The organism is Streptomyces durocortorensis (assembly GCF_016901035.1).
GTDB classification, from domain to species: Bacteria; Actinomycetota; Actinomycetes; order Streptomycetales; family Streptomycetaceae; genus Streptomyces; species Streptomyces durocortorensis.
In genome coordinates this window covers 1-24,388 of the sequence record NZ_JAFEUF010000099.1, presented here as the reverse complement: position 1 = coordinate 24,388, position 24,388 = coordinate 1, and the positions used below count along the sequence as shown (strand labels likewise).

The window sequence follows — 24,388 nt, the reverse complement described above, 5'->3', positions numbered from 1 at the left end:
CCACGGTACCGGTCGAGGCGGGCGGGGCGTCCGGGGTGCCCGGGTCCGCTTCCGTGGTGCCCGTGGCGCATCCGGCGAGGACGGCGGCGGCGACGAGGTCGAGGGTGAGGCGGCGGGCGCGCGGGCCGGACGCCTCACGGAAGGCGACGCGGGGGCCGGGAACGGTGGAGGCGGCGCGCGGGGCGGACGCCTTACGGAAAGCGGCGCGCGGGCCGCCGGTGCCGGTCATGCGGCGGCTCGCAGCTGGGCGGCCAGCTCGGCGAAGCCGCGTCGTTCGGCGTGGGCGAGCGGGGTCACCCCGTCGCCGTCGGGCAGGTCCGGGCTCGCCCCGGCCGCGAGCAGCAGCTCCACGACCTGCCGGTGCGCGAGCCCGCCCTCGCCGAGGATCACCGCCTCCAGCAGGGCGGTCCAGCCGAGCCGGTTGACGTGGTCGACGTCGATGTCGGTGACCCGCAGCACCTCCCGTACGTACGCGACATGGCCGCGCTCGCTCGCCGGGATGAGGGAGACGCCGCCGAACCGGTTGCGCAGGGTCAGGTCCGGCCCGGCCGGCAGCAGCACGTGCAGCATCGGGACGCTGCCGGTGACTCCGGTGGCCAGCCACGGGGAGTCCTCGCGCCGGTCCTGGGCGTTCGGGTCGGCCCCGGCTGCCACGAGCAGCCGGCCCGCCTCGACGTGGTCGCCGAGGACGGCGAGGAGCAGCGGCGTACGCAATTCCTCGTCGCGGACGTCGACCCGGGCGCCGCCCTCGATCGCGGTGCGCACACGGTCGGTGTCGCCGGTGCGTGCGGCGGTGAGCAGGTCGTGATCGAGGGCGTTCATGGGTACTCCGTTCGTCGGTCGTGCGGGGTGGCTACCGAGCGAGCGAGGCGACGCCCGCCTGGGCGAACTTCTCGTCGAGGTCGCCGCTGGGTGCGCCGGCCACGCCGATGCCCGCCACCGGGGCGCCCTTGACCTGCACCGGAGCGCCGCCGCCGAGGAACAGGGTGCCAGGGATGTCCTTCAGGTTCGGGGTCTGCTCCAGGCGCTTGACCAGCTCGGAGGTCGGGGCGTTCCAGGAGACGGCGGTGTACGCCTTCTTCACCGCGGACTCGGGCGACTGCGGGCCCGCGCCGTCGCCGCGCAGGGAGACGATGGTGTTGCCGTTGCGGTCGACGACCGCGACGGAGACCCGCTGGTTCTCCTTCTTCGCCGCGTCCAGCGTGGCCTGCGCGGCCTTGGTGGCGGCGGCGACGGTGAGGTGCGTCGTCTGCTGGAGGTTGCGGTTGCTGGTGTCCGCCTTGACCGCGGCGGCGGGGGCGGCCGCCGGGGAGAAGGCGCTCGCGGACATCGCGCCGAACGTGCCGGCCCCGAGGGCGGCGACGACGACGGCGCCGGTGACGACACGGGTGCGCAGCGACAGCTTCTTCATGGTGGCTCCTTGGTGATCCGGGTCGGCCCGGTGGCGTGGGGTGCGAGGCGGACCGGAGTGGTCCGGGCCGTTTCGCTCTGGTATCGATCCTCCCGGCGGAACCCGCCCCGTACGGTCGACGTACCGGCTGGAAGCGGCGCGCGGGACGGTCGACGCCCCCGTCAGCCGATCGGTTGATGCGGGGGTGGCCGGATCGGGTCACCATGGAGGGGTTTACGCAGGTCAGCGACGGAATGAGGTACGGGGTGGAGCACCGCAGCGGTTCGCCGGACCACGGCCCCGGTGTCGTCCCGGACGCGGAGGCCGCGGCCGAGGGCTCCGGGATCTCCGGGGCCGCGGCCGACGGCACCGGGGTCGCCGGTTCCGAGGCCGGGAGCCCCGGCGTCGTCCCGGATCCGGAGGGGGCCGAGAGCCCCGGGACCGCCGGATCCGACCCCGACGCCCGCTGGCTCGCGCTCCTCATGCACGCCGCGTTCTTCCTGCTTCTCGGCGCCTCGCTGACCCGGTTCCTGATGCGGCACCCCGGCGAGGACCGCACCCCGTGGATCATCGCCCTGTCGATCACCCTGGCGGTGCTGTACCTCCTCGGCCCCGTCCTCGGCTCGCGCCCCACCCCGCGCCGGCTCACCTGGCTCGGGGTGCTCGTCGTCGTCTGGATGGTGCTGGTCGTCCTGGCGCCGAGCTTCGCGTGGTGCGCGGTGCCGTTGTTCTACACGGGGCTGCGGATCCTGCCGCCGCGCGCGGCACTCGCGCTGGTCGCCCTGCTCACCGTGTTCGTCGTGGCCGCGCAACTGCGCCTGGCCGACGGGTTCGACCCGAACCTGGTCCTCGCCCCGCCCGCCGGCGCCGCCGTGGCGACGGCGGTCTTCGTCCATATGCAGCGCCAGGCGGTACGCCAGCGGGAACTGGCGGCCCGACAGCGCGAGCTGATCGACGACCTGCTGCGGACCCGCCGCGAACTGGCCGCCACCGAACGGCGCGAGGGCACCCTCGCCGAGCGCCAGCGGCTCTCCATGGAGATCCACGACACCCTGGCGCAGGGCCTGTCCAGCCAGCAGATGCTGCTCCAGGCCGCCGACCGCACCTGGAGCGCCGACCCTGACGCGGCCCGCCGCCATGTCCGTACGGCCACCGGCATCGCGGAACGCAACCTCGCCGAGGCCCGCCGCTTCGTCCACGACCTGGCCCCCGCCGACCTGGCGGAGGGCGGCGGCCTGGAGGCGGCCCTGCACGCGCTGGCGGCCCGCGAGAGCGCCCAGGCGGAGGGCGCGCTCACCGTCCACTGCCATGTGGAGGGCACCCCGCACGCCCCGCTGCCGGACCGGGTGCAGTCCGCACTCCTGCGCATCGCCCAGGGGGCCCTGGCCAACGTGCGGGAGCACTCCGGGGCGACCGCCGCCGGGCTGACCCTGACCCACCTCGACGACCGGGTGGTCCTGGACATCGGCGACAACGGCCGGGGTTTCACCGCGGAGCCCGAGGGTGTACGTCGCGCCGGCACCGTACGCGGGCACGGGCTTCCGGCGATGCGGGCCCGGGTGCGGCAGCTCGGCGGAACGCTCACCATCGAGTCGGCGCCGGGCGAGGGCACCGTGCTCTCCGCCGAGGTTCCGCTCACCACCACGGAGGACCCCACATGACCGAGGCATCCCCGTCCCCCGCCCGCGTCCGCATCCTGCTCTGCGACGACCACGTGGTCGTCCGGGCCGGGCTGCTCGCGCTCCTCGGCAGCGAACCGGACATCGAGGTCGTCGGCGAGGCGGGCAGCGGCGAGGAGGCCGTGGTGCTGGCCGCCCGCCTCACGCCGGACGTCGTCCTCATGGACCTCCAGCTCGGCGAGGGCATCGACGGCGTCGAGGCGACCCGCCGCATCGCGGCCGACGGCACGGTCCACGTCCTGGTGCTGACCACGTACGACACCGACGCCGACATCACCCGCGCCATCGAGGCGGGGGCGACCGGCTATCTGCTGAAGGCGGAGCGCCCGGAGGAGCTGTTCGCCGCGATCCGGTCCGCCGCCCAGGGCCGCACCACGCTCTCCGCCCCCGTCGCCAGCCGGGTGATGGCCCGGATGCGCAGCCCCCGCCCCAGCCTCACCGACCGCGAACGCGACATCCTGGCCCAGCTCTCCCAGGGCCTCGGCAACCGGGACATCGCCCGGGCGCTGTTCATCAGCGAGGCCACGGTCAAGACCCACCTGGGCCGGATCTACGACAAGCTCGGCGTCGACACCCGCGCGGGCGCGGTGTCGGTGGCGAAGGAGCAGCGGCTGCTGCCGTAGAGCACGGGCCCGGGTACGGGCACGGGGGCGGTACGGGCACGGGTGATGTCCCGGAACATTCGTCCAAGACAGGAGCCTCGAATTCGGCGACCGTAGGGGCATGCGCAGACATCACGTGGGCGCCGCCCCCTTGGATCGCGATGCCGAGAACGGCTGGGAGGTCACCGGCCTCCTCGGCGGCACATCGCTGGACGGCGTCCGGATGGCCGGATTCCGTGACGGCGCGGGGGCCGGACTGGACATGCAGGTGCTCCCCCAGCCCGCCGTGGTCGTCGTCCTCGCTGTCGGGGAGGCCCGGATGACGGTGGAGAGCGCCGACGGGCCCCGGCCCCTGAGGAGCTTCGTCGCCTCGCTGTCGCCCGGCCCCGCCCGTATCCGGGGCGAGGGCGTCGAGTGTGTCGAGGTGAACCTGTCGCCCCGGGCCGCCCACGCGCTGCTGGGGGTCGCCCCGCGCGAGCTGGAAGGCTCAGTCAACGGGCTCGAAGACCTGTGGGGGCGGCACGCACGACGCCTCGGCGAGCAGGTGACGGACGCGACGACGTGGCAGGAACGCCTCGCCCTGACGGACGCGTTCCTCGCGGGGCGGGCTGCGGAGGCACCGCCCATGTGGCCCGAGGTCGCCGCCGCCTGGGACACCATCGTGGCCCGCCGGGGCCGGGTGCGGGTCGCCGACCTCGCCGCGTCCTTCGGCTGGAGCCGTAAGCGGCTGTGGTCCAGGTTCACCGACCAGATCGGCGTCACCCCGAAGCGGGCCGCCATGCTGGTCCGCTTCGACCACGCGGCCCGGGCGCTCTGCGCGGGCGGGAACGCCGGTGATGTCGCCCTGGCCGGCGGATACGCCGACCAGTCCCACCTCCATCGCGATGTGCTGGCCCTGGCCGGATGCACCCCGGGCGAGCTGGCCGGCAGAGCCACGTCCGCCGGCTGACCCGTACACCCATCACCACGCCCGGCCCCGCACACACGTGCCCGCGCCGGTGCACAAACGCGCCCGAACGAGCAGAACAAGAGAGAGGTATCACCCATGACGAACCCCGAGGCCACACTGACGGACCCGACCGACCGCGATCTGATCGCCCGGCTCGCGTTCGGGAGCATGGCGGCCCAAACCCTGCGTGCGGCCATCCGGTTGGGCGTGCTGGAGCTGGTGGGCGACACGCCTCGTCACGCCGCCGAGGTGGCCGCCGAAGCCGGAGCCGAGGCCCAGCCCATGACGCGGCTGCTCCGCGCGCTGACCGGGCTCGGCCTGCTGCGGGAGGTCTCCCCCGACTCCTTCTCGGCGACCCCCGCCGGCGCGCTCCTCCACCCCGAACGCCCCGACTCGCTCGCCTCGTTCGTCGGCATGTTCACCGAGCCCGCGATCGTCCGCGCCTGGGAGCACCTGGACGACAGCGTCCGCACCGGCGAGATCGCGTTCGACTCGGTCTTCGGCACCGACTTCTTCAGCCATCTCGCCCAGGACCCCGAGCTGTCCTCGGCGTTCAACGCGGCGATGAGCCAGGCATCGTCCGAGACCGCCGCCGCGCTGCCGCACGCCTTCGACTTCGGCCGGTTCACCGCGGTCACGGACGTCGGCGGGGGCGACGGAACCCTGCTGGCCGCTGTACTGGCCGCGCATCCGGGCCTCAAGGGCGTCGTCCTCGACACGGCGGAGGGCCTGGCCGAGGCCCGGAACACGATGGCGCGGGACGGGCTGGAGGGGCGATGCTCCCTGGTCGCCGGAGACTTCTTCCATACGGTCCCCGGGGGCTCGGACCTCTATCTGGTGAAGAGCGTCCTGCACGACTGGTCGGACGACCAGGCGGTCACGATCCTGCGCCACTGCCGCGAGGTGCTGCCGCCCGGAGGCCTCGTACTGATCGTGGAGCCCGTGCTTCCCGAGGTCGTCGACACCACGGCCGACGTCACCGACGGCGGCATCACCTACCTGAGCGACCTCAACATGCTGGTGAACGTGGGCGGCCGGGAGCGCACCCGCGCGGACTTCGAGGAGGTGTGCCGCCGCGCCGGCCTGACCCTCACCTCCGTCACCCCGCTCGCCGGGGCCGCACCGTTCGCCCTCGTCGAGGCCGTGGCCGCCTGACAGGACGCGAGATCCCCGGCGTGGAGCGGGCGGTCAGCCGCCGTCGAGCACCGCGCCGGCGGTCGGCGCGGTGACCGCCCGCTCGAAGTCGGGCACATATGCGTCCGGCAATCCCGAAGCGCTTCACCCGTTCGTGGCGGCCCACCCCGAACAGGCATGACACCATCGATCCGTGCTCGACATCGGCTACTCCCTCTCCCGCCGCTTCCCCGATCCCCCGCAGACCGACTACCGCCGCGCGGACGTCCGGGCGCTGCGGCACGATCTGTTCTCCGGCGACGTCTACCTCGCCGACACCAAGGCGGACCGCGAGCTGTCCACAGCCTGGGGATGGGTGCCGGTGCTCGACTTCGCGTGGGCGCTGTGCGACATCGTCGAGCAGATCGACCAGGACCCGCGCGGCAACCGCTCGCACCGGCGGCAGTACGCGGAGCTGGACTTCACCGAGTCCTCGGACGTCATGATCTTCGAGCGGCGCTTCGGCTGGGTCGACGTCGAGGCGGACTGGATGCCCGGCGAGGAGCCCCCGCTCACCTTCAGCCACTCCCTCCTGCGCCGCGAGGCCCGCGACTTCCTGCACGACCTGATCGCCGACCTGGCCGACCTGCACGACGGCCTCGCCGACAACCCCGTGGTCTGGGACCTCCAGGCCCGCTTCCCCCGCCTCTGACCGGGGCCGGACCCCTCACGCCTCCACCCGCACCCCGATCTGCGCCGCGAACGCCGGCGCCAGCTCCATCAGCTGCGCCGGGCTGATCACCGCGCCCGCCAGCCGGTCCACGCCCCGGGCGATGTCCAGCTCGGCGACCGCGCGCAGGTCGACCGACTCCATCCGGGCGCTGCTGAAGTCCGCCCGCTTCAGCACGCAGTCCCGGAACTCGACCCGGACCAGGTGCGCGTCCCCGAAGTCCGGCTCGGACAGCACGCAGCCCTCGAAGACGACGTCCTTCAGCCGGGCCTTCCGCAGATTCAGGTAGTCGATCTTGCCGCCCCGCACCACCACCCGCTCCAGCACCGCCCCGTGCAGCTGCACCCCGCCCAGGCGGGCGTCCACCACCTCCACGTCCCGCAGCGACGCCTCCGCGAGGTCCGTGCCCACGCCCCGTACGCCCGTGAGCACCGCGTCGATGAAGCGGGCCCGCGCCAGCTCCGCACGGTCCAGGGCGCAGCCGTCCAGGGCGCAGTCCATGAACCGGGCTCCCCGGCCCGACGCGTCCGCCAGGTCCGTCCCGTCGAACCGCACCCCGTCGTAGTCCCCGTCCGGCTCCAGGCCGTCCCCGTCCCACGGAACGAGCGGGGGCAGCCGCACCTCCGGCCGCCGCGCCGCCGTCACGCCCGTGGTGCTCTTCTTCCCGCCGCCCGCTTTCCTGCTCCTGCTGCTCGCTGCCATGCCCCTCATCGTGACGCACACCACTGACAACGCCCCGCAGCCGATGTCACAAGCGGCCACCCCCGATCCGTCGCATCTTCAAAGAAGCGAAGGAGATCCAGCCATGGGACTCATGGGAAACCCGGGACACATCCACGTCGTCGGCGGCGGGCTCGCCGGGCTCACCGCCGCGATCACCGCCGCCGAATCCGGTGCGCGCGTCACCCTGCACGAGGGCCACCGGACCCTCGGCGGCCGGGCCAGGACCGCGGACGGGCCGTACCGCGCCAACGAGGGCCCGCACGCCCTGTACCGGCGCGGGCCGCACTGGACCTGGCTGGCCCGGCGGGGTCTCGTCGGGCCCGTCGTCCCCGTACCGCCCCTCGAAGGCCTCCGTTTCCGCTTCCGCCGCGCGGGGGCCGCCCGCCGGACCCCGCCCGTGGCCCTGCTGCGGCTCGCCCGCCGGGATCCCCACACGGCCCCGGTGGACGGCACCTTCCGGGAGTGGGCCACCGGCCAGGTCGGCGAGGACGGGGCCCGGGCCGCCGCGAACTTCGCCGCCACCGCGCTCTTCCACCACGACCCCGGCGCGCTCTCCGCCCGGTTCGTCCAGGAGCGGTTCCGGCGTCTCGCCTCGTTCCCGCCCGAGGCCCGCTACCCGGTCGGCGGCTGGGCGTCGCTCGTCGAGCGGATGGCCGCGCACGCCCGGGGCCTCGGGGTCGTGGCCGAGACGGGCGCCCGCGTCGACACCCGTACGCTCGGCGAGCTGGCCCGTACCGGACCGGTCGTCGTCGCCACCTCCCTCGACTCCGCGCGCGTCCTCCTCGACGACGCGTCCCTCACCTGGGAGAGCGGCCGCACCGTCCTCGTGGACCTGGCGCTGCGTACCCGGCGCGGCGACGCGTTCGTCGTGTCGGACCTGGACGCGCCCGGCTGGCTCGAACGGTTCACCGCCCAGGACCCCGGCCTCGCCCCGGCCGGTGAGCAGCTGCTCCAGGGCCAGTTCCCGGTCGGCCCCGACGCGCGCAAGGCCGAGGGGGCCGCCCGCGCCGAGGCCCTCCTCGACCTCGGCTTCCCCGGCTGGCGGGAGCGCACCGCCTGGCGCTCCGAGGCGCTCGCCGACGGCCGCACCGGGGCCGTCGACCGCCCCGGCACCACCTGGCGGGACCGGCCCTCCGTCGTCCGGGGCGACGGGATCTTCCTGGCGGGCGACCAGGTGGCCGCCCCCGGGCTCCTGAGCGAGGTCTCCTTCACCAGCGGCCTCGAAGCCGCGATGCTCGCCCTGAGGGCCGCCGGGCAGCGCTCCCGGACAGAGGCCCGGGACCGGGGTTGACCTCAACCGGACTTGACGTACGAGGGTGGGGCGCAGTCCCGCCGCAGCGGTGGGGAACGCCGGACCAGCCAATCCTGGGAGCCCGCCATGTACGCCGTACGCCTGCACGCCTTCGGCCCTGCCGAGAACCTCGTGTACGAGAAGGCCGAGGACCCCGCCCCCGGCCCCGGCCAGGTCCGTATCGCCGTCGCGGCGGCCGGCGTGCATCTTCTGGACACGGTCCTACGGGAAGGGGAGAGCGGCCCCTACCCGGCGCCCGTCGGCCTCCCGACCGTTCCGGGCCGCGAGGTCGCCGGGACCGTCGAGTCGGTGGGCGAGGGCGTCGACGGCGAGTGGCTCGGCAAGCGGGTCGTCGCCCACATCGGCATGGCGCCGGGCGGGTACGCCGAACTCACCGTCACCGAGGCCGACCGGCTCCACGAAATCCCCGAAGGGCTCGACGCCACCGGGGCCGTCGCGATGATCGGCACCGGCCGCACCGCCCTCGGTGTCCTCGGGTTCACCCCGCTGGGCCCGGCCTCCGTGGTCGTCGTCACCGCGGCGGCGGGCGGGATCGGCACCCTCCTCGTCCAGTACGCGAAGAGCGCCGGGGCCACAGTGATCGCGCTGGCCGGAGGGCCCGCGAAGGTGGCGCGGGCGACGGACAACGGGGCCGACCTCGCCCTCGACTACACCCGCCCCGACTGGCCGCGGGAGGCCCGCGCGTATCTCGACGCGAAGGGCCTGCGGGCCACCGTCCTCTACGACTCCGTCGGCGGGACCACCGCCCGCGCCGCCGTCGACCTCCTCGGCCCCGGCGGGCAGCACGTCGTCTACGGCTGGTCCGGCGAGGGCCTCGGCGCCGGGGGCCCGCTCACCTTCACCGCCGAGGAGCTGGCCGAACGCTCCATCACGTCCGGGTCCGCCCTCGGGCCGGAGATGATCGAGCGGGGCGGCGGCCTGCGCGCCCTGGAGACCCGCGCCCTCGCCGAGGCGGCCGCCGGCCGGCTGCGACCCGCCGTTCAGCGCTTCCCGCTCGCCGAAGCCGCCGCCGCGCACCGCGCGCTGGAGACCCGGGGCACGATGGGCAAGGTGATCCTGGAGCCGTGAGTCAGGCCTCCGCGCCGCCGGCCCCGAGGCGCGCCAACGCCCCGTCCGTCAGCCGGTACACCGTCCACTGGTCCTGCGGGCGCGCACCCAGTGACTCGTAGAACGCGATGGACGGGGCGTTCCAGTTCAGCACCGACCACTCCAGCCGCCCGTAGCCGCGCTCCACGCAGATCCGCGCCAGCTCCGTCAGCAGCGCCCTGCCGTGGCCGCCGCCGCGCCGGTCCGGGCGGACGTACAGGTCCTCCAGGTAGATGCCGTGCACTCCGCGCCAGGTGGAGAAGTTGAGGAACCACAGGGCGAAGCCGATCACCTCGCCGCCGCCGTCGTCATCGGCCGTCGCGACGTGCGCGTACGCGGCGGGCCGGTCACCGAACAGCGCTTCCCTCAGCTGCTCCTCGGAGGCGACGACCTCGTCGAGGGCCTTCTCGTACGCGGCGAGTTCCCGCACGAGGGAGTGCAGGACGGGGATGTCGTCAGGGGTGGCGGTACGAATCATGAGCGCAGCCTAGACAGCGCGCGGGCGGCCCGGCATCGCGTTTCCGCAGGCCCCGGCCGACCTGTTGTCCGCCCCGGGCCCCGGCCTCCACAAGGCTTCAGCCGCCCGGGCCGCCCAGCCGCCCACCACAGCCCCCTCACCGCCCCAGCAACCGCCGCGCGATCTCAGCATGGTCCGGGGAGACACGCCCCTCCCCGCTCCCGGCCGCCCACAGCCCGTTCTGGAGCACCCGGCCCAGCGTCCAGGCCCGCGCCCGCTCCCGGTCCCGCTCCAGGCCCAGCGCCTCCGTCAGCGCGTCGAACCGCCACACCACCTCCTCCGCGTCGAAGAGGTTGTCCAGCGCCGGGAACAGCTCGAAGCCCGGATCCCCCGCCAGCGGCTTCGTGTCGAGCGCCACCCACTCCCCCGCCCGCCCCGCGTCCGCGCGCCCGGCCAGGATGTTGTCGTAGTGCAGGTCCCAGTGCAGCAGCCGGTCCCCCGGCTCCCCCGCGACCTCCCGTACCGCCGCCGCGCAGTCCGCGAGCAGCCTCCGGTCCGCCGCGTCGGGCAGCAGGCCCACCCGCTCCGGCACCGCCGCGAGCATCCGCTCCGCCACCCCGCCCAGCGTGCGCAGCCCGTCCGGCGCGGGCACCGCCACCAGCCGGGCCAGCACCGCGCCCAGGACCTTCACCGCCTCCCGCACATCGGCCTCACCGGACAACGGCCGCCGCTCGTCGAGCCGTTCCAGCAGCAGCGCACCGCTCTCCGGGTCGTGGTCGAGCAGCTCCACCGCCCCCGCGCCCGCCGCCGACCAGGCCCGCAGCGCGACCGGTTCGTCCGCCGTCTCCTCGTCCACCGCCTGGAGCTTCAACGCGGCGGGCCGCCCGTCCGCCTCCCGCACCACCGGCAGGACCAGCGCGCACATCCCGTACATCGACGGGCCGTCCGGCCGCAGCCCCCACCGCTCCAGCAGCCGCGCGGCGAGGTCCGGCAGTCCGGCGACGAAGACCCGCCCGGCGGCTCCGTTGAAGCGGGACTGGGTCGCGGCGAGTTCCTCGGGAATGTCGATCACGCACCCGATCCTAGGAAGGAGGGGGCCGCGAGGGAGGCGGACGCAGAAGACGAAACGGCTCCGCGCGCAGTAACGTCCCGCCACACGTACGCTCGGCATCTCACCGGACCGGGCAGGGACACCAGGGGCATCATGAGCACCGTCAGTACCGTCGTCGGCGGCATATCGTTCTGGTACGCGCAGGAGGGCACCCCCGCCCCGCGCGAACCGCTCCCCGGCGACACGAACGTCGACGTCTGCATCGTCGGCGGCGGCTACACCGGCCTCTGGACGGCGTACTACCTCAAGAAGGCCGTCCCCTTCCTCAACATCACCGTCCTGGAGGCCAAGTTCTGCGGTTACGGGGCCTCCGGCCGTAACGGCGGCTGGCTGTACAACGGCATCGCCGGCCGCGACCGGTACGCCAAACTGCACGGCCACGAGGCCGCCGTACGGCTCCAGAAAGCGATGAACGAGACCGTGGGCGAGGTCGTCAGGGCCGCCGCCGAGGAGAAGATCGACGCCGACATCCACCAGGGCGGCGTCCTGGAGGTGGCCCACACCCCGGCCCAGCTCGCCCGCCTCAAGGACTTCCACAGCGTCGAGATCGCCTTCGGGGAGACCGACCGCATCCTGCGCGGAGCCCGTGAGACCGCCGAGCGCATCCACGTCACCGGGGGCGTCGGCTCCACCTGGACCCCGCACGGCGCCCGGCTGCACCCGGCGAAGCTGGTCAAGGGCCTCGCGGACGCGGTGGAGGCGCTCGGCGTCACCATCCACGAGTCGACCCCGGTCACCGAGATCAAGCCCAAGCACGCCGTCACCCCGTACGGCACGGTCCGCGCCCCGTACGTCCTGCGCTGCACCGAGGGCTTCACCGCGAGCCTCAAGGGCCAGAAGCGCACCTGGCTCCCGATGAACTCCTCCATGATCGTCACCGAGCCGCTGCCCGCCCGGATCTGGGACGCGATCGGCTGGGAGGGCCGCGAGACCCTAGGCGACATGGCCCACGCCTACTTCTACGCCCAGCGCACCGCCGACGACCGCATCGCCCTCGGCGGCCGCGGCCACCCGTACCGCTTCGGCTCGGCCACCGACAACGACGGCCGCACGCAGCCCGCCACCGTCACGGCCCTGCGCGACCTGATGGTCCGGCTCTTCCCCGTCACCGCGGGCGCCCACGTCGACCACGCCTGGTCGGGCGTCCTCGGTGTGCCGCGCGACTGGTGCGCCACCGTCACGCTCGACCGCTCCACGGGCCTGGGATACGCGGGCGGTTACGTCGGCTCGGGCGTCGCCACCGCCAACCTCGCCGCCCGCACCCTGCGCGACCTGATCCAGCAGGACTCCGGCCAGGCGGGCCCCACCGACCTGACCACCCTGCCGTGGGTGAACCACAAGGTCCGCCGCTGGGAGCCGGAGCCCTTCCGCTGGCTCGGCGTGCACGGCATGTACGCGGCCTACCGCGCCGCCGACCGCCGCGAGACCACCTCGCCGCGCCCCGGAACGGACCCCATCGCGAAGGCGGCGGACCGCATCGCGGGCCGCCGATGAGGCCGGGCTAGGACGCGGGGCGCTCCGCGACCAGCACCCCCACCTTGTCGATGCGGTGCTCGGGGTTGCCGAACCGGTCCCGCCAGAAGTTCCCGGCCGCGTCGTCCTCGGGCGTCGCGCAGGTGGAGACCGTGATCATCGCCCGGGTCGGCTCCGCACCGGGCCGGCCCGGCACCTCGGCCCGCTGCTCGGCGAGCGAACGCTCGCTGCGGAAGGAGGTCTGCCGGGTCGCGGTGATCTCGTAGGTGTAGCGGGTGCCGTCCTCCGTCACGTACACGGAATCGCCCTGCTCCAGCTCCGGCAGGTCACGCAGCACCCCTCCGGCGCTCAACCGGTGCGCGGTGACGAGGTAGTTGCCGACATCGCCCGGCCCGACCCCGCCGTCCTCCCCGTACGGGCTGGCCGCGACGCCCCGGTCCTGGATCCGGCTGCCGGGGCGGTCGTCGGTCGTCCCCTCGTACGGCACGACGTCCAGGTCCTCGACGCCGATGGCGGGAAGGGCGAGGACGGCGGTCGTGGTCCGGGGATCGGTGCGGTCGCCCGGGACGGCCGGGGCGAAGGCGGTCGTCAGCAGGACGGCGGCGCCGGCACAGGCCGCAGCCGGGAGGAACGTACGTGTACGGAGTCGACGGCGGCGCATGAGCATCCCCATCCCGGATCGGGGCCCGCACCTCCAGTAGACCAGGACCCCGCCGGGAGCGCCCGGGGATCAGTCGCGGGGCCAGGGACGCCCGTCGAGGCGTTCGATGGAGAGGTTCAGCCTGCTGAGGGAGGCGGCGAGCTGCTCCGCCTCCTCCGGCGTCCAGTCGGCGAGGACCTTCGCCAGGCCCGCCACGTTCCGCGACCGGTCGCTGTCGAGGCGGCGCGCGCCCTCCTCGGTGATGGCGAACTTGCGGGCGATCCCGCCGTCGGGGTCCGCGATGCGCTCGACGACCCCGGCCCGCAGCATCGCGGCGGTCTGCCGGTTGAGCGTGGAGGCGTCCAGGCCGAAGGCGTCACCGAGCTGGCCGATGGACATCGGGCCCTCCGCCCGGATCCGGCTCAGCAGGATGTAGGCGGAGCGGTCGAGCCGCCACTCCACGCGCGGGGTGAGCAGGTGCATGTACCGGCCGAGCAGCATCGTCTCGCGTTCGATCCGGTCGATGGGCTTGTCCACGCGCGCTTCCGCTCTCCTTCGTCTCTTCCTGCGTTCGTTTCTTCCTGCGTTCACCAGGCCTATCACGATAGATGTGCATGATGCACATGCTATGCATGATGCACATTCCATGTATCTTGCATAGCTGGACACCGAAGGCGCGTCGACCCGCCCGGAAGGGCGAGAGGGAGCAGTACCCGTGGAGAGTTCACCCCCCGCACCCCGCCCGGGAGGCGTGGTCGGCATCCTGGCCTTCGCCGGCATCGTGGCGGCACTCACCCAGACCCTGGTGGTGCCGCTGATCGCGGAGCTGCCGAAGCTGTTCGACACCTCCGCGTCGAACGCCTCCTGGGTCATCACCGCCACCCTGCTCGCCGCCGCCGTGGCCACGCCCGTCGCCGGCCGGCTCGGCGACATGTACGGCAAGCGGAGCATGCTGCTGCTCTCGCTCGTCCCGCTGGTCCTCGGCTCGGTGGTCTGCGCCCTGTCCTCCTCGGTGGTCCCGATGATCGCCGGGCGCGGCCTCCAAGGGCTCGGCATGGGCGTGGTGCCGCTCGGCATCAGCCTGCTGCGCGACGTGGTCCCGGCCGAGAAGCTCGGCCCGTCCATCGCGATCATGAGCGCCTCGATGGGCGTGGGCGGCGCGCTGGGCCTGCCGTTCGCCGCCGCCATCGCGGAGAACACCAGCTGGCGGGTGCTGTTCTGGGTGGTCGCCGTGCTGGCCGTCGCGGTCGGCGCGCTGATCCTGGCCCTGGTCCCCGGCGACCGCCCGGCCACCCGCTCCGGGAGCTTCGACCTGCCCGGGGCCGTCGGCCTCGGCGCCGCCCTGATCTGCCTGCTGCTCGCCGTCTCCAAGGGCGCCGACTGGGGCTGGGGCAGCGCCACCACGCTCACCCTGTTCGCCGCCGTCCTGGTGCTGCTGCCCGCCTGGGGCTGGTGGGAGCTGCGGCTGACCGATCCGCTGGTCGACCTGCGCGTCACGGCCCGCCCCCAGGTCCTGATGACGAACACCGCCTCGATCCTGGTCGGGTTCGCGATGTACGCCCAGTCCCTCGTCGTGCCCCAACTGCTCCAGCTGCCCGGGGCCACCGGGTACGGCCTGGGGCAGTCGATGCTCGCGATGGGCCTGTGGATGGCCCCGGCGGGCCTGATGATGATGGCGATGTCCCCGGTCGGCGCGAAGCTCTCCGCCGCCAAGGGCCCCAAGGTCACCCTGGCCGTGGGCAGCCTGCTCATCGCCGCCGGCTACGGCCTGTCCGTACCGCTGATCGGCTCGGACTCCCCGTGGAGCCTGCTGATCGTCACCCTCGTCTGCAACTCGGGCGTCGGCTTCGCGTACGGGGCGATGCCCGCGCTCATCATGGGCGCGGTGCCGCAGTCCGAGACCGCGTCGGCGAACAGCTTCAACGCCCTGATGCGCTCGATCGGCACGTCGTTCGCGGCGGCCGTGATCGGTGTGGTCCTGGCCCGGATGACCACGGACTTCGGCGGCTTCCCGCTGCCCTCGCAGGACGGCTTCCGGGCCGCGATGCTGATCGGCTGCGGAGTCGGCCTCGCGGCGGCGGTCGTCGCCGCGCTCATCCCCGTACGCCCGGCGACCGCACTGCTCCCGCCTGCCGCCGCGACCGGCCCTGCGGGGACGCGCGAAGCCTCGGAAGCACCGAAGGCTTCGCAGACCAAGGCCTGAGCGGTACGGGTACGGGCACGGACGAAGGCTGCGGCCCGGGGTCCGGGGGTCCGGCGGGGTGAACCGCCGGCCCCGGACCCGGGGCCGCATTTCGTACGGTGGTGATACGGGCGTACGTCAGCGGCCCAGCCGAAGCAGCCGCCCCGACCTCGCCGTGGCCACCAGCTCCTCGACCGTGGCGAGCTTCACCCGGGGCCGGCCGTCGCGCCGCCCCCGGTCCCGTTCGGCACGGTCGATCGCGGCCAGGCCCCGGGCGTCCACGACCCGGCGGTTGCGCTGCCGGGCGAGGCGCCGGAACGCCTTGGCGTCACCCGTCGCGGCGGGCAGCGTCCCGGCGACCGCGTCGGCCAGGAGCGTGCCGACCGTCTCGGCCGCGCAGGTGCGGTTGGCGCCGATCCCGCCGGAGGGGCCCCGTTTGATCCAGCCGACCACATAGCTGCCGGGCAGCCCCGCCACCCGGCCGCCCTCGTGCGGAACGGTGCCCGACGCCTCGTCGAACGGCAGCCCGGGGACCGGGAGTCCGCGGTACCCGATGGCCCGCAGCAACAGCCCGGCGCTCAGGTCGGCCGCGCCGTCCCCGTCGCGCTCCCCACCCCCGTCGCGCTGCCCGCCGCCGTCCGTCACGCGTACGGAGCGGACTGCCCCGCCGTCGCCCAGGACCTCCACCGCCTCGGAGTGGAAGCGCAGCACGATGCGCCGCTCACCGCCCGCGGGGGACGCGGCGTCCGTCCGTACCCGCGCGAGCCCCTTGAGCACCCCGGCCCGGTCGCCCGCCCCGGCCGCGTCGATCGCCGCGGCCGTACGCGGGTCGTGGTCGTCCACCACCAGCTCCACGCCCGGCAGATGCTTCAGCGCGAGCAGTTCGGAACGGGTGTACGCGGCGTCCTCGGGCCCCCGCCGCCCCAGCACCACCACCTCCCCCACCCGGCTCGCCCGCAGGGCGTCCAGCGCGTGGGCGGCGATGTCGGTGCCCGCGAGCGCCTCCGGGTCGGCGACCAGGATCCGGGCGACGTCGAGGGCGACGTTGCCGTTGCCCACCACGACCACCCGCTCGGCGGCGGACAGGTCGACGCCCTGCGCGACGGCCTCCGGATGGGCGTTGTACCAGGCCACGAACGCGGTCGCGGAGACACACCCCGGGCTGTCCTCCCCCGGCACCCCGAGCCGCTTGTCCGTGGAAGCGCCGACCGCGTAGATCACCGCGTCATGGTGGGCCGACAGCTCCTCGGCGGTGACGTCCCGGCCCACCTCGATCCCCAGCTGCATCCGCACCCGGGGGTGGGAGTGGAAGCGGGAGAAGGTGTCGCCGACCTTCTTCGTCGCGGGGTGGTCGGGGGCCACCCCGTACCGGACGAGCCCGCCCGCCACCGGCAGCCGGTCGATCAGGGTCACCTCGGCGGCGGTGTGCAGCAACAGGTCCTGCGCCGCGTACATCCCGGCGGGCCCGGTCCCGACCACCGCCACCCGCAGCGGCCCGAAGTCGGACGGCAGGCTGCGCTCGAAGACCGGCTCGCCCCAGACGTGGAAGTTCGGCCCCTCCGCCTCGGGGGCCGGCTCCCCGCCCTCGTAATAGGCGGCGTTGATGTCCGCGTACTCCCGCTGCCCGGCGGACAGCGAGTCCACCGGGAAGATCGCGTCCACCGGGCAGGCGTCCGCGCAGGCCCCGCAGTCGATGCACGCGCGCGGGTCGATGTGCAGCATCTCCGTGGAGCCGAAGGCGCGTTCCTCCGGCGTCGGGTGGATGCAGTTGACCGGGCACACGGCCACGCAGGTGGCGTCGTTGCAGCAGGTCTGGGTGATGGCGTAGGTCATGGCCCCGGCTCAGATCAGGTTCGCGCGCTTGTAGAACGCGAGGGCGGGCTTGGTGAGGAGACGGGCGGAGGCCAGGAAGTCCATCAGCCCCGAACAGCTGGACCGCATCATCGACTTGTGGTGCTCGTTGGCCTTGGCGGCGGCCAGCGCACGCCGCTTGTCGAGCCCGGCCTTCCGGTAGACCTCCGGATTCACCATGCTGGTCACGATGAAGTACGAGGCGACGGCGACGACGAACGCGTTGATCTGCCGCCGCGCCCACCCCGCGCCCTCCAGCCGCTTGAGCGTCTCGTCCCGGGCGAACTTCATGTGCCGGGACTCCTCCACCACATGGATGTTGTTGATGGTGCGGACGAACGGCACGACCCGCTCGTCGCGCATCCAGTCCCGCTGCATCACGTCGAGGACCTCCTCGGCGACGAGGATCGCCGCGTACGCCGCCTCACCGAACGCCAGCGTCTTGAACGCCCGGCCCAGCTCCATCACCGCGCGGCGCGGGCGGTAGTGGGGCGCGCCCAGCTTCTGCGCCCCGCGCGCGAACATGATCGAGTGGCGGCACTCCTCGGCTATCTCGGTCAGCGCCCACTGGAACTCCGCACCGGCCGGGTTCTTCATGTAGATGTCCCGCAGCACCATCTGCTGGAGGATCATCTCGAACCAGATCCCCGTGCTGGCGACCGAGGCCGCCTCCTGCCGGGTCAGCTCCTTGCGCTGCGCCTCGGTCAACTCACCCCAGTAGGCGGTCCCGTAGAGGCTGCTCCACTCCGGGCTAGCGCCGTGGAACTCCTTGTCCAGCGGCGTCTCCCAGTCCACCTCGGTGGCCGGGTCGTACGCCAGCTGCGCGGCCGAGTCGAGCAGCCGCCGCGCGACGTCGTCGCCCTCGGGGCTCTCCTGGACCTTCGACGGAACGGTGCTGCCGGCCATGCTGCGGCTCCTTGGGTCGAGTGCGGTGATCCTTGGTCGTGGTGAGCTGCGGACGACGACGTCCCTGCCGTACGGGGCGGCCGCGCCGGACCTGACACCGGCCGGGCGCCCACCCGCTTGTTAGACGCAAGGTATAACAAGGATCCCGGGCCGCCTACCCCTCGGTAGAAATCGGCCCGGGACCTCACCACATCTCCTCACCCCGCCAAGGTCTTTTTGCGCCAACTACCGAGGATCCTGACCGAACTTGGCGGTCGCCCAGAAGTAGCCGAGCACCACGAGCCCGACGCTCCAGCCGAGGGCCAGCCAGCCGTTGTGGCCGATCTCGGTGCCCAGCAGCAGGCCGCGCAGGGTCTCGATGGCCGGGGTGAAGGGCTGGTACTCCGCGACCGGCCGGAACCAGCCCGGCATCGTCTCCACCGGGATGAAAGCGCTGGACAGCATCGGGAGCAGCACCATCGGCAGGGCGTTGTTGCTGGCCGCCTCAGCGTTCGGGCTGATCAGACCCATCCCGACGGCGACCCAGGTGAGGGCGGCGGAGAAGAGCACGAGCAGCCCGAACGCGGCCAGCCACTCCAGGACCGTGGCGTCCGTGGACCGGAAGCCGATGGCCACACCGACCGCGCCGACCACGACCACGCTCAGCACGCTCTGCAGCACGCTGCCGACGACATGCCCGACGAGCACCGAGCTGCGGTGGATCGCCATGGTGCGGAAGCGGGCGATGATCCCCTCGGTCATGTCGTTGGAGACGGACACCGCGGTCCCTACCACCGTGGAGCCGATGGTCAGCAGGAGCAGGCCCGGGACGATGTAGGCGATGTACGCGGAGCGGTCGGCCCCCGCGCCGCCGATGCCCGCGCTCATCACATCGCCGAAGATGTAGACGAAAAGCAGCAGGAGCATGACAGGCGTGAGGAGCAGGTTGAGGGTGAGGGAGGGGTAGCGCCGGGCGTGCAGGAGGTTGCGGCGCAGCATGGTGGTGGTGTCGCGGGCGGCGAGGGCGAGCGAGCTCATCGGGCGTTCTCCTTGGGCTGGTTGTTCTGGGCCGGGACGGTGGAGGCGGTGAGGGCGAAGAAGACGTCGTCGAGGTCGGGGGTGTGGACGGTGAGTTCGTCGGCCTCGATGCCGGCCGAGTCCAGCCAGTCGAGGATGGAGCGCAGTTCGCGCTGGCTGCCGTCGCTGGGGATCTGCAGCGCCAGCGCCTCGTCGTCGCGGGCGGCCTCGCGCAGGGCGGAGGCGGCGGCGCGGTAGGCGTCCGGGTCGGTGAAGCGGAGCTTGACGTGTCCGCCGGGGACGATCCGCTTGAGCTCTTCGGCGGTGCCCTCGGCGGCGATCTTCCCGCCGTTGAGGACGGCGATGCGGTCGGCGAGTTCGTCGGCCTCTTCCAGGTACTGGGTGGTGAGGAAGACCGTGACACCGTCGGCGACCAGCTCGCGGATGATGCCCCACATGGTGTGACGGGAGCGGGGATCCAGGCCGGTGGTCGGCTCGTCGAGGAAGATGATGCGGGGCCCGCCGACCAGGGTCATGGCGATGTCGAGGCGGCGCTTCATACCGCCGGAGTAGCCCGCGGCGGGCTTCTTCGCCGCCTCCACCAGGTCGAAGCGCTCCAGAAGCTCGGCGGCCACCCGCCGCCCCTCACGCTTGGACAGATGGTGCAGGTCGGCCATCAGGAGCATGTTCTCCTCGCCGGTGATCAGTCCGTCGACGGCGGAGAACTGCCCCGTGACACCGATCGCCGCACGCACGGCCTGCGGATCGGCGGCCAGATCGTGTCCGCCGACGCTCAGTTGACCGGCGTCTGCGGTGATGAGGGTGGAGAGGATCTTGACGGCGGTGGTCTTGCCCGCGCCGTTCGGGCCGAGCAGGGAGAAGACGGTGCCCTGCGGCACCGACAGGTCGATGCCGTCGAGGACGGCCTTGTCGCCGTAGGACTTGCGCAGTCCGGTGGCGGTGATCGCCTGCGTCGCGGCCTGGGCGGCACGCGGCGCGGAGGCCCGGGTGACAGTCATGCTGGTTCCCTTTCGCAAGCGGTGAGTCGGGCGGGCGCGGAGCGGTAGGGGCCGAAGGCCCCGGGGCGGGTCAGGCGCGGAGCCGTACCGGGCCGAAGGCCCCGGCGCGGGGTCAGGCGCGGCGGACGATGATGTCGCCGGCCCCGCTCCGGGCATGCACCTCGACGGTCTCGTCGGAGTCCTCGGGACCGGCGGCGGCGCCGAGCGCGTTGCGTACGGTGCCGAACTTGGGGTTCAGGTCGAGCCAGGCGGCGGTGCCCTCGTGGATGCCCACTTCGAGGTCGCCGACCGACGTCCGCAGGGCGATCCGCCCACGGATCACGTCGCCGACCCGGATGCGGCCGTTGGAGGAGGTCGCCTCCACCCCGGCGTGGGCGACGCCGATCTCGATCCGGCCGTTGGCGGACTTGGCGACGACATCGCCGTGCGCGACCCCCACGGAGACGTCGCCGTTGGCCGCGTTGACCTTCAGCTCCCCGCCGACCTCCTCGATCTCGGTCGTACCGTTGCCGTTCTTGACGACCGCCGCCCCGGCGACCGAGCCGATCTCGACCCGGCCCGAGCCGACGGCCTCAGCGTTCCCGGTGGAGCGCGCCAGCCGGATGTCGCCGTGGTCGGTGGTGAGTTCGACGCGGGCCGCCTCGTCCACGTGGAGGTCGCCGAGCGAGGTCTTCAGCCGTACCTCGCCGAGGGGGCCCTCGCAGAAGAAGCCGCCCAGGGCGGAGGTGCCCCGCACGTCGGACCCGGCGGGCAGTTCAATGCTCACCACGACGGAGCCCGGCTTGCCGAAAAGGGTCCGCTTCTTCGGGGTCTTGACGGTGAGGCGACCACCCGAGCACGAGACCTGGGTCTGCTGCACGGCACGTACGTCGTCCTGGTCGGCTCCGTTGCCCGGCAGCACCTCGACGACCGTGTCGGTGCGCTTGCCGGCGGTGATACGGGCGGTGCCGGCGTCCAGCTCGACGACGGCGGAGATCGGCTCAGGGGTGTCGAAAGAAGGCATGGCTGTCCCGTCCTCTTGGCTCGGTGAGTTGATGAGCGATCAGTGATGAGCGATCGGTTACGTCGGCCGGATCGGCGATCCGCCGGTGAAGTGACGCCGTGTGGCGCCGGCAGGCCCGGTCGCTAACGGACCCAGCCGGTGAAGCCGCGGCCGCCCGAGTCCTTGCCCCGGCCCGGCACGCTCGCGCGCCCGCCGCCGTCGAGGGCGACGGACACGGCCCGTACGAGCCAGGCGTTGACCGACAGGCCCTCCGCAGCCGCCGCACCCTCGGCGCGGGCCTTGAGGTGGGCGGGGAGGCGGAGGTTGATCCGCACCATGGTGCCGTCGTCGGCCTCCGCGGCGGGCGGCGCGGCCACGACGGGCGCCGCGACCGCTTCCCGCTCCTCCCGCACCGGCTCGGGCGCCGGCGGCGGTGTCACCACGAACTCGGGATCGAGCCCGCGCAGCCTTACGTCGACCGAACCCGGCGCCAGCTCCCGGGTGACGTCGCTCATGGCCGCGGAGAGCGCGTTGAGCAGGGTCAGCCGGGCGGCGGACTCCAGGGGAGCACTGAGCCGCTCGGCGAGGGCGCGGGCTTCGTCACCGCCGGCATCCGCGGCGACGGCGAGTTCCCGCCGGAGATGGTCGACGTAAGGGGTGAGGTCCATGACGCCATCATGGCACACGAATGGCACCACGTCGAGCCACTCCGGCACCGCGGTCGACCATACCGGCCTGACCTGCAAGAACACAGCGATAAAGCAGGGGGCGGCACCACTGGAACCTTCACACGGGTCAGCGATGGCACCATTCCGGCACCGGATGGCGCACCCGGCGCGCCAACTCGGCGCAACCTGCCCCGCACCGACCAGGAAGGTTTGCCAACAGGGACCGCGAGGGTGGATGGTTGCCGAACGGCAACATTCCCGACCGGATGAGGTGAGGAGTTCGCCCAGCGGGCTCTCCCGATGTGACGTCAATTCCGCAGGTCCCCACGGCCCGCACGGCCGAGCCCCTCGAAGCCTCGGCGTGGAATACGGCTCCGTATCCCGCGCTGATGGTGGACGATCTGGGCACGGTCCGCCTCTACAACGACGCCGCGAAGGCCCTGATACCTCGGCTGCGCCGGGGCCGCCCCCTGTCCGAAGCCGGGATCGAGTGGCTGGACCAGGGGCACCGTCGACGCGCCGCCGGACCGGTGGACGACGCACCTCTGACCGGCACCATCGGCGACCGCGACTTCGAAGCACACCCGAGCGACCACACCGACGGGACCGTCGTCTGGTGGCTCGTCGACGACACCGACCACCGCCTGGCCCGCCAGGCGCTGCGGACGGAGCGGCAGCGCAGCGCGTTCCTCGGCGAGGCGTCCAACGCGCTGCTCTCGTCGCTGAACCTCGAACGGTGCATGGACGTCACCGCGGAACTGGCGGCCCAGCACCTCGCCGACGCGGCCCTCGTCATCACCCCGCGCACCGGCAAGAGGTACCCGGTGGTGACCTGCCTGCGCGACGGGCAGCCCCACTCCGCCATACGGCTGGAAGACCCGGAGGAGGTGCCCGGGCTCGCCGAGGCGCTCCAGGGCTTCCCCCCGGTCCCGTCGCGCTGGATCGACCCCGCCTCCGCCCCCGCCTGGCTGGAGCCCGAGGGATTCGGCCCGATCGGCTCCATCGTCGTGACACCGCTGCCCGGCCACGGCGTCCCCGCCGGGGCCCTCGTCCTGCTGCGCCGGGACGCCTCGGCCGCCTTCAGCAGCGAGGAGGAGGTCTTCGCCCGGATCTTCGCCGCCCGGGCCGGCGCCGCCATGTCGGCCGCCCGCCTCTACGCGGAACAGTCCTCCCTGGCCCACACCCTGATGCAGGACCTGATGCCGCCGGTCCTGCGCCGACTGGCCGGGGTGGAATTCGCGGGCGGCTACCGGCCGTCGAAGAACAACGAGCGCGTCGGCGGGGACTTCTACGACGTGCACCCGGCCGCCGACGAAGCGGAAGCCTCCCTCGCCGTGCTGGGCGACGTGTGCGGCAAGGGACTGGAAGCCGCCGTGCTGACCGGGAAGATCCGCAACACGCTGCACGCCCTGCTGCCCCTGGCCGACGACCACCAGCGGATGATCAGCCTGCTGAACGGCGCGCTGCTCAGCTCGCACCACACCCGCTTCGCCTCCCTCGTCCTGGTCTCCACCCTGCGCAAGGCCGGATCCGTACACCTGGCGGTGACCAGCGCCGGCCACCCCGCACCCCTCGTCGTACGCAACGACGGCACCGTGGAACCGGTCCCCTCCCGGGGCACGGTCGTCGGCGTCCTCCCGAACGCCGCCGCGACCACGACCCGTACGGCCCTGGCGCCGGGCGAGTTCTGCCTCCTCTACACGGACGGCATCACCGAGGCCAGGGGCGGCCCGCTCGGCGACGAGATGTTCGGCGAGACCCGGCTGACCGAGGCGCTCTCCCACTGCGCGGGCATGCCTGCGGAGGCCGTCGTGGAACACGTCCAGATGCTCGCCTCCCAGTGGACCGGCGACCGGGCCCACGACGACATGGCCGTCATGGCCATCGCGGCACCCCGTACGCACCACCTCAGCGCGGTGGACGGCCACACCCGGGGCAGGTTCACCGCATGACGCTCGCTCCCCCGCTCACCCCCGCACCCTGGATCGAACGGCTGTGGCAGTCCGTGACGGAGGGCGACGAGTACGCCGCCACCGCGCTCGTCCTGCGCGCACTCGACGAGGGCTGGGAGCCGGAGAGCATCCTGCTCGACCTGATCGCCCCGGTCCAGGGCAGAGTCGGCGAGGAATGGGCCGCCAACCGCTTCACCGTGGCCCAGGAACACGCGGCCACCGCGATCAACGACCGCGCCATCGCCGCCCTGTCGCACCGCACCCGCACCCGGCCCGCCGGGCAGCCCAGACGGCTGGCCGTGGCCTGCGTGGACGGCGAATGGCACGCCCTGCCCGCCCGCCTGGTCGCCGAGGTGTTCCGACTGCGCGGCTGGCACGTGGACTACCTCGGCGCCCAAGTCCCCACCCACCACCTGATCTCCCACATCCACCGCACCGGCCCGGAGGCCGTGGCCCTCTCCAGCTCCATCGCGACCCACCTGCCCACCGCACACGCCGCCATCACCGCCGTACAGGCCACCGGAACTCCCGTCATGGTCGGCGGAGCCGCCTTCGGCGACCGGGGAC

24 protein-coding genes and 1 pseudogene are annotated in these 24,388 nt (G+C 73.4%); 11 read left to right on the top strand and 14 right to left on the bottom strand.

What is annotated here, in order from left to right:
• The 3 genes and pseudogenes from JS521_RS19510 to JS521_RS19500 form a co-directional block, all read right to left on the bottom strand.
• Window positions 1-229, bottom strand: a pseudogene (locus JS521_RS19510) (hypothetical protein); the annotation flags it as partial.
• Window positions 226-822 carry an ankyrin repeat domain-containing protein gene (locus JS521_RS19505; protein WP_205084260.1) on the bottom strand — a complete coding sequence of 199 codons (597 nt, stop codon included), beginning with the start codon at window positions 820-822 and terminating at the stop codon, window positions 226-228. The pseudogene JS521_RS19510 and the gene JS521_RS19505, both read right to left, overlap by 4 nt.
• Window positions 823-853: 31 nt before the next feature.
• Window positions 854-1,411, bottom strand: a complete 558-nt coding sequence (locus JS521_RS19500; RefSeq protein WP_205084259.1) for a GlcG/HbpS family heme-binding protein — start codon at window positions 1,409-1,411, stop codon at window positions 854-856.
• Window positions 1,412-1,656: 245 nt separating this feature from the next.
• Here JS521_RS19500 and JS521_RS19495 point away from each other — a divergent pair, with 245 nt between their 5' ends.
• The 5 genes from JS521_RS19495 (at window position 1,657) to JS521_RS19475 (ending at window position 6,445) form a co-directional block, all read left to right on the top strand.
• Window positions 1,657-3,051, top strand: coding sequence for a sensor histidine kinase (locus tag JS521_RS19495; RefSeq protein WP_307847920.1), 1,395 nt, complete (start codon window positions 1,657-1,659; stop codon window positions 3,049-3,051).
• Entirely contained in the window at window positions 3,048-3,692 is a 645-nt protein-coding gene (locus JS521_RS19490; protein WP_030808711.1) for a response regulator, read from the top strand. The genes JS521_RS19495 and JS521_RS19490 overlap by 4 nt, the downstream gene beginning before the upstream one ends.
• A gap of 100 nt (window positions 3,693-3,792) precedes the next feature.
• Window positions 3,793-4,620 carry a helix-turn-helix domain-containing protein gene (locus JS521_RS19485; RefSeq protein WP_205084258.1) on the top strand — a complete coding sequence of 276 codons (828 nt, stop codon included), beginning with the start codon at window positions 3,793-3,795 and terminating at the stop codon, window positions 4,618-4,620.
• 96 nt (window positions 4,621-4,716) lie between these two features.
• Window positions 4,717-5,775, top strand: coding sequence for a methyltransferase (locus tag JS521_RS19480; RefSeq protein ID WP_205084257.1), 1,059 nt, complete (start codon window positions 4,717-4,719; stop codon window positions 5,773-5,775).
• Between the two features lie 172 nt (window positions 5,776-5,947).
• Window positions 5,948-6,445, top strand: a complete 498-nt coding sequence (locus JS521_RS19475; RefSeq protein ID WP_205084256.1) for a hypothetical protein — start codon at window positions 5,948-5,950, stop codon at window positions 6,443-6,445.
• A gap of 15 nt (window positions 6,446-6,460) precedes the next feature.
• Here JS521_RS19475 and JS521_RS19470 read toward each other — a convergent pair whose 3' ends face one another.
• Window positions 6,461-7,165 (bottom strand): pentapeptide repeat-containing protein, encoded by a 705-nt coding sequence (locus tag JS521_RS19470; protein WP_239487523.1) that lies wholly within the window; start codon window positions 7,163-7,165, stop codon window positions 6,461-6,463.
• Between the two features lie 103 nt (window positions 7,166-7,268).
• Here JS521_RS19470 and JS521_RS19465 point away from each other — a divergent pair, with 103 nt between their 5' ends.
• Both JS521_RS19465 and JS521_RS19460 read left to right on the top strand, forming a co-directional pair.
• Entirely contained in the window at window positions 7,269-8,477 is a 1,209-nt protein-coding gene (locus tag JS521_RS19465; RefSeq protein ID WP_239487522.1) for an NAD(P)-binding protein, read from the top strand.
• An 87-nt stretch (window positions 8,478-8,564) separates the two neighbouring features.
• On the top strand, window positions 8,565-9,566 hold the full coding sequence (locus JS521_RS19460; RefSeq protein WP_205084255.1) for a zinc-binding dehydrogenase: 1,002 nt from the start codon (window positions 8,565-8,567) through the stop codon (window positions 9,564-9,566).
• A gap of 1 nt (window position 9,567) precedes the next feature.
• Here JS521_RS19460 and JS521_RS19455 read toward each other — a convergent pair whose 3' ends face one another.
• Window positions 9,568-10,062, bottom strand: coding sequence for a GNAT family N-acetyltransferase (locus JS521_RS19455; RefSeq protein ID WP_205084254.1), 495 nt, complete (start codon window positions 10,060-10,062; stop codon window positions 9,568-9,570).
• Between the two features lie 136 nt (window positions 10,063-10,198).
• Window positions 10,199-11,113 carry an aminoglycoside phosphotransferase family protein gene (locus tag JS521_RS19450; RefSeq protein ID WP_205084253.1) on the bottom strand — a complete coding sequence of 305 codons (915 nt, stop codon included), beginning with the start codon at window positions 11,111-11,113 and terminating at the stop codon, window positions 10,199-10,201.
• A 132-nt stretch (window positions 11,114-11,245) separates the two neighbouring features.
• Here JS521_RS19450 and JS521_RS19445 point away from each other — a divergent pair, with 132 nt between their 5' ends.
• Window positions 11,246-12,646: an NAD(P)/FAD-dependent oxidoreductase gene (locus JS521_RS19445; RefSeq protein WP_205084252.1), complete on the top strand. Its 1,401-nt coding sequence runs from the start codon at window positions 11,246-11,248 to the stop codon at window positions 12,644-12,646.
• Between the two features lie 7 nt (window positions 12,647-12,653).
• Here JS521_RS19445 and JS521_RS19440 read toward each other — a convergent pair whose 3' ends face one another.
• Window positions 12,654-13,286, bottom strand: a complete 633-nt coding sequence (locus JS521_RS19440; RefSeq protein WP_205084251.1) for a class E sortase — start codon at window positions 13,284-13,286, stop codon at window positions 12,654-12,656.
• 69 nt (window positions 13,287-13,355) lie between these two features.
• Window positions 13,356-13,802, bottom strand: coding sequence for a MarR family winged helix-turn-helix transcriptional regulator (locus JS521_RS19435; protein ID WP_205084250.1), 447 nt, complete (start codon window positions 13,800-13,802; stop codon window positions 13,356-13,358).
• 178 nt (window positions 13,803-13,980) lie between these two features.
• On the opposite strand from JS521_RS19435, the gene JS521_RS19430 reads away from it, so the two are divergent.
• Window positions 13,981-15,468, top strand: coding sequence for an MFS transporter (locus JS521_RS19430; RefSeq protein WP_205084249.1), 1,488 nt, complete (start codon window positions 13,981-13,983; stop codon window positions 15,466-15,468).
• Window positions 15,469-15,585: 117 nt separating this feature from the next.
• Here the strand turns inward: JS521_RS19430 and JS521_RS19425 are convergent, their stop codons facing one another.
• The 6 genes from JS521_RS19425 to JS521_RS19400 form a co-directional block, all read right to left on the bottom strand.
• Window positions 15,586-17,280 (bottom strand): FAD-dependent oxidoreductase, encoded by a 1,695-nt coding sequence (locus JS521_RS19425; protein WP_205084248.1) that lies wholly within the window; start codon window positions 17,278-17,280, stop codon window positions 15,586-15,588.
• 9 nt (window positions 17,281-17,289) lie between these two features.
• Window positions 17,290-18,204: an AurF N-oxygenase family protein gene (locus JS521_RS19420; protein WP_205084247.1), complete on the bottom strand. Its 915-nt coding sequence runs from the start codon at window positions 18,202-18,204 to the stop codon at window positions 17,290-17,292.
• A 225-nt stretch (window positions 18,205-18,429) separates the two neighbouring features.
• Window positions 18,430-19,221, bottom strand: coding sequence for an ABC transporter permease (locus JS521_RS19415; protein WP_205084246.1), 792 nt, complete (start codon window positions 19,219-19,221; stop codon window positions 18,430-18,432).
• Window positions 19,218-20,219, bottom strand: coding sequence for an ATP-binding cassette domain-containing protein (locus JS521_RS19410; protein ID WP_205084245.1), 1,002 nt, complete (start codon window positions 20,217-20,219; stop codon window positions 19,218-19,220). Before JS521_RS19410 ends, JS521_RS19415 begins: the two co-directional genes overlap by 4 nt.
• Before the next feature lie 112 nt (window positions 20,220-20,331).
• Window positions 20,332-21,222, bottom strand: coding sequence for a DUF4097 family beta strand repeat-containing protein (locus JS521_RS19405; RefSeq protein ID WP_205084244.1), 891 nt, complete (start codon window positions 21,220-21,222; stop codon window positions 20,332-20,334).
• A gap of 122 nt (window positions 21,223-21,344) precedes the next feature.
• Window positions 21,345-21,869, bottom strand: coding sequence for a toxin-antitoxin system HicB family antitoxin (locus JS521_RS19400; protein ID WP_205084243.1), 525 nt, complete (start codon window positions 21,867-21,869; stop codon window positions 21,345-21,347).
• A 389-nt stretch (window positions 21,870-22,258) separates the two neighbouring features.
• Between JS521_RS19400 and JS521_RS19395 the strand changes: the two genes are divergently transcribed.
• Entirely contained in the window at window positions 22,259-23,821 is a 1,563-nt protein-coding gene (locus JS521_RS19395; RefSeq protein WP_205084242.1) for a PP2C family protein-serine/threonine phosphatase, read from the top strand.
• Window positions 23,818-24,388: cobalamin B12-binding domain-containing protein (locus JS521_RS19390; RefSeq protein ID WP_205084241.1), on the top strand; the 571-nt coding region annotated here is incomplete at its 3' end. The genes JS521_RS19395 and JS521_RS19390, both read left to right, overlap by 4 nt.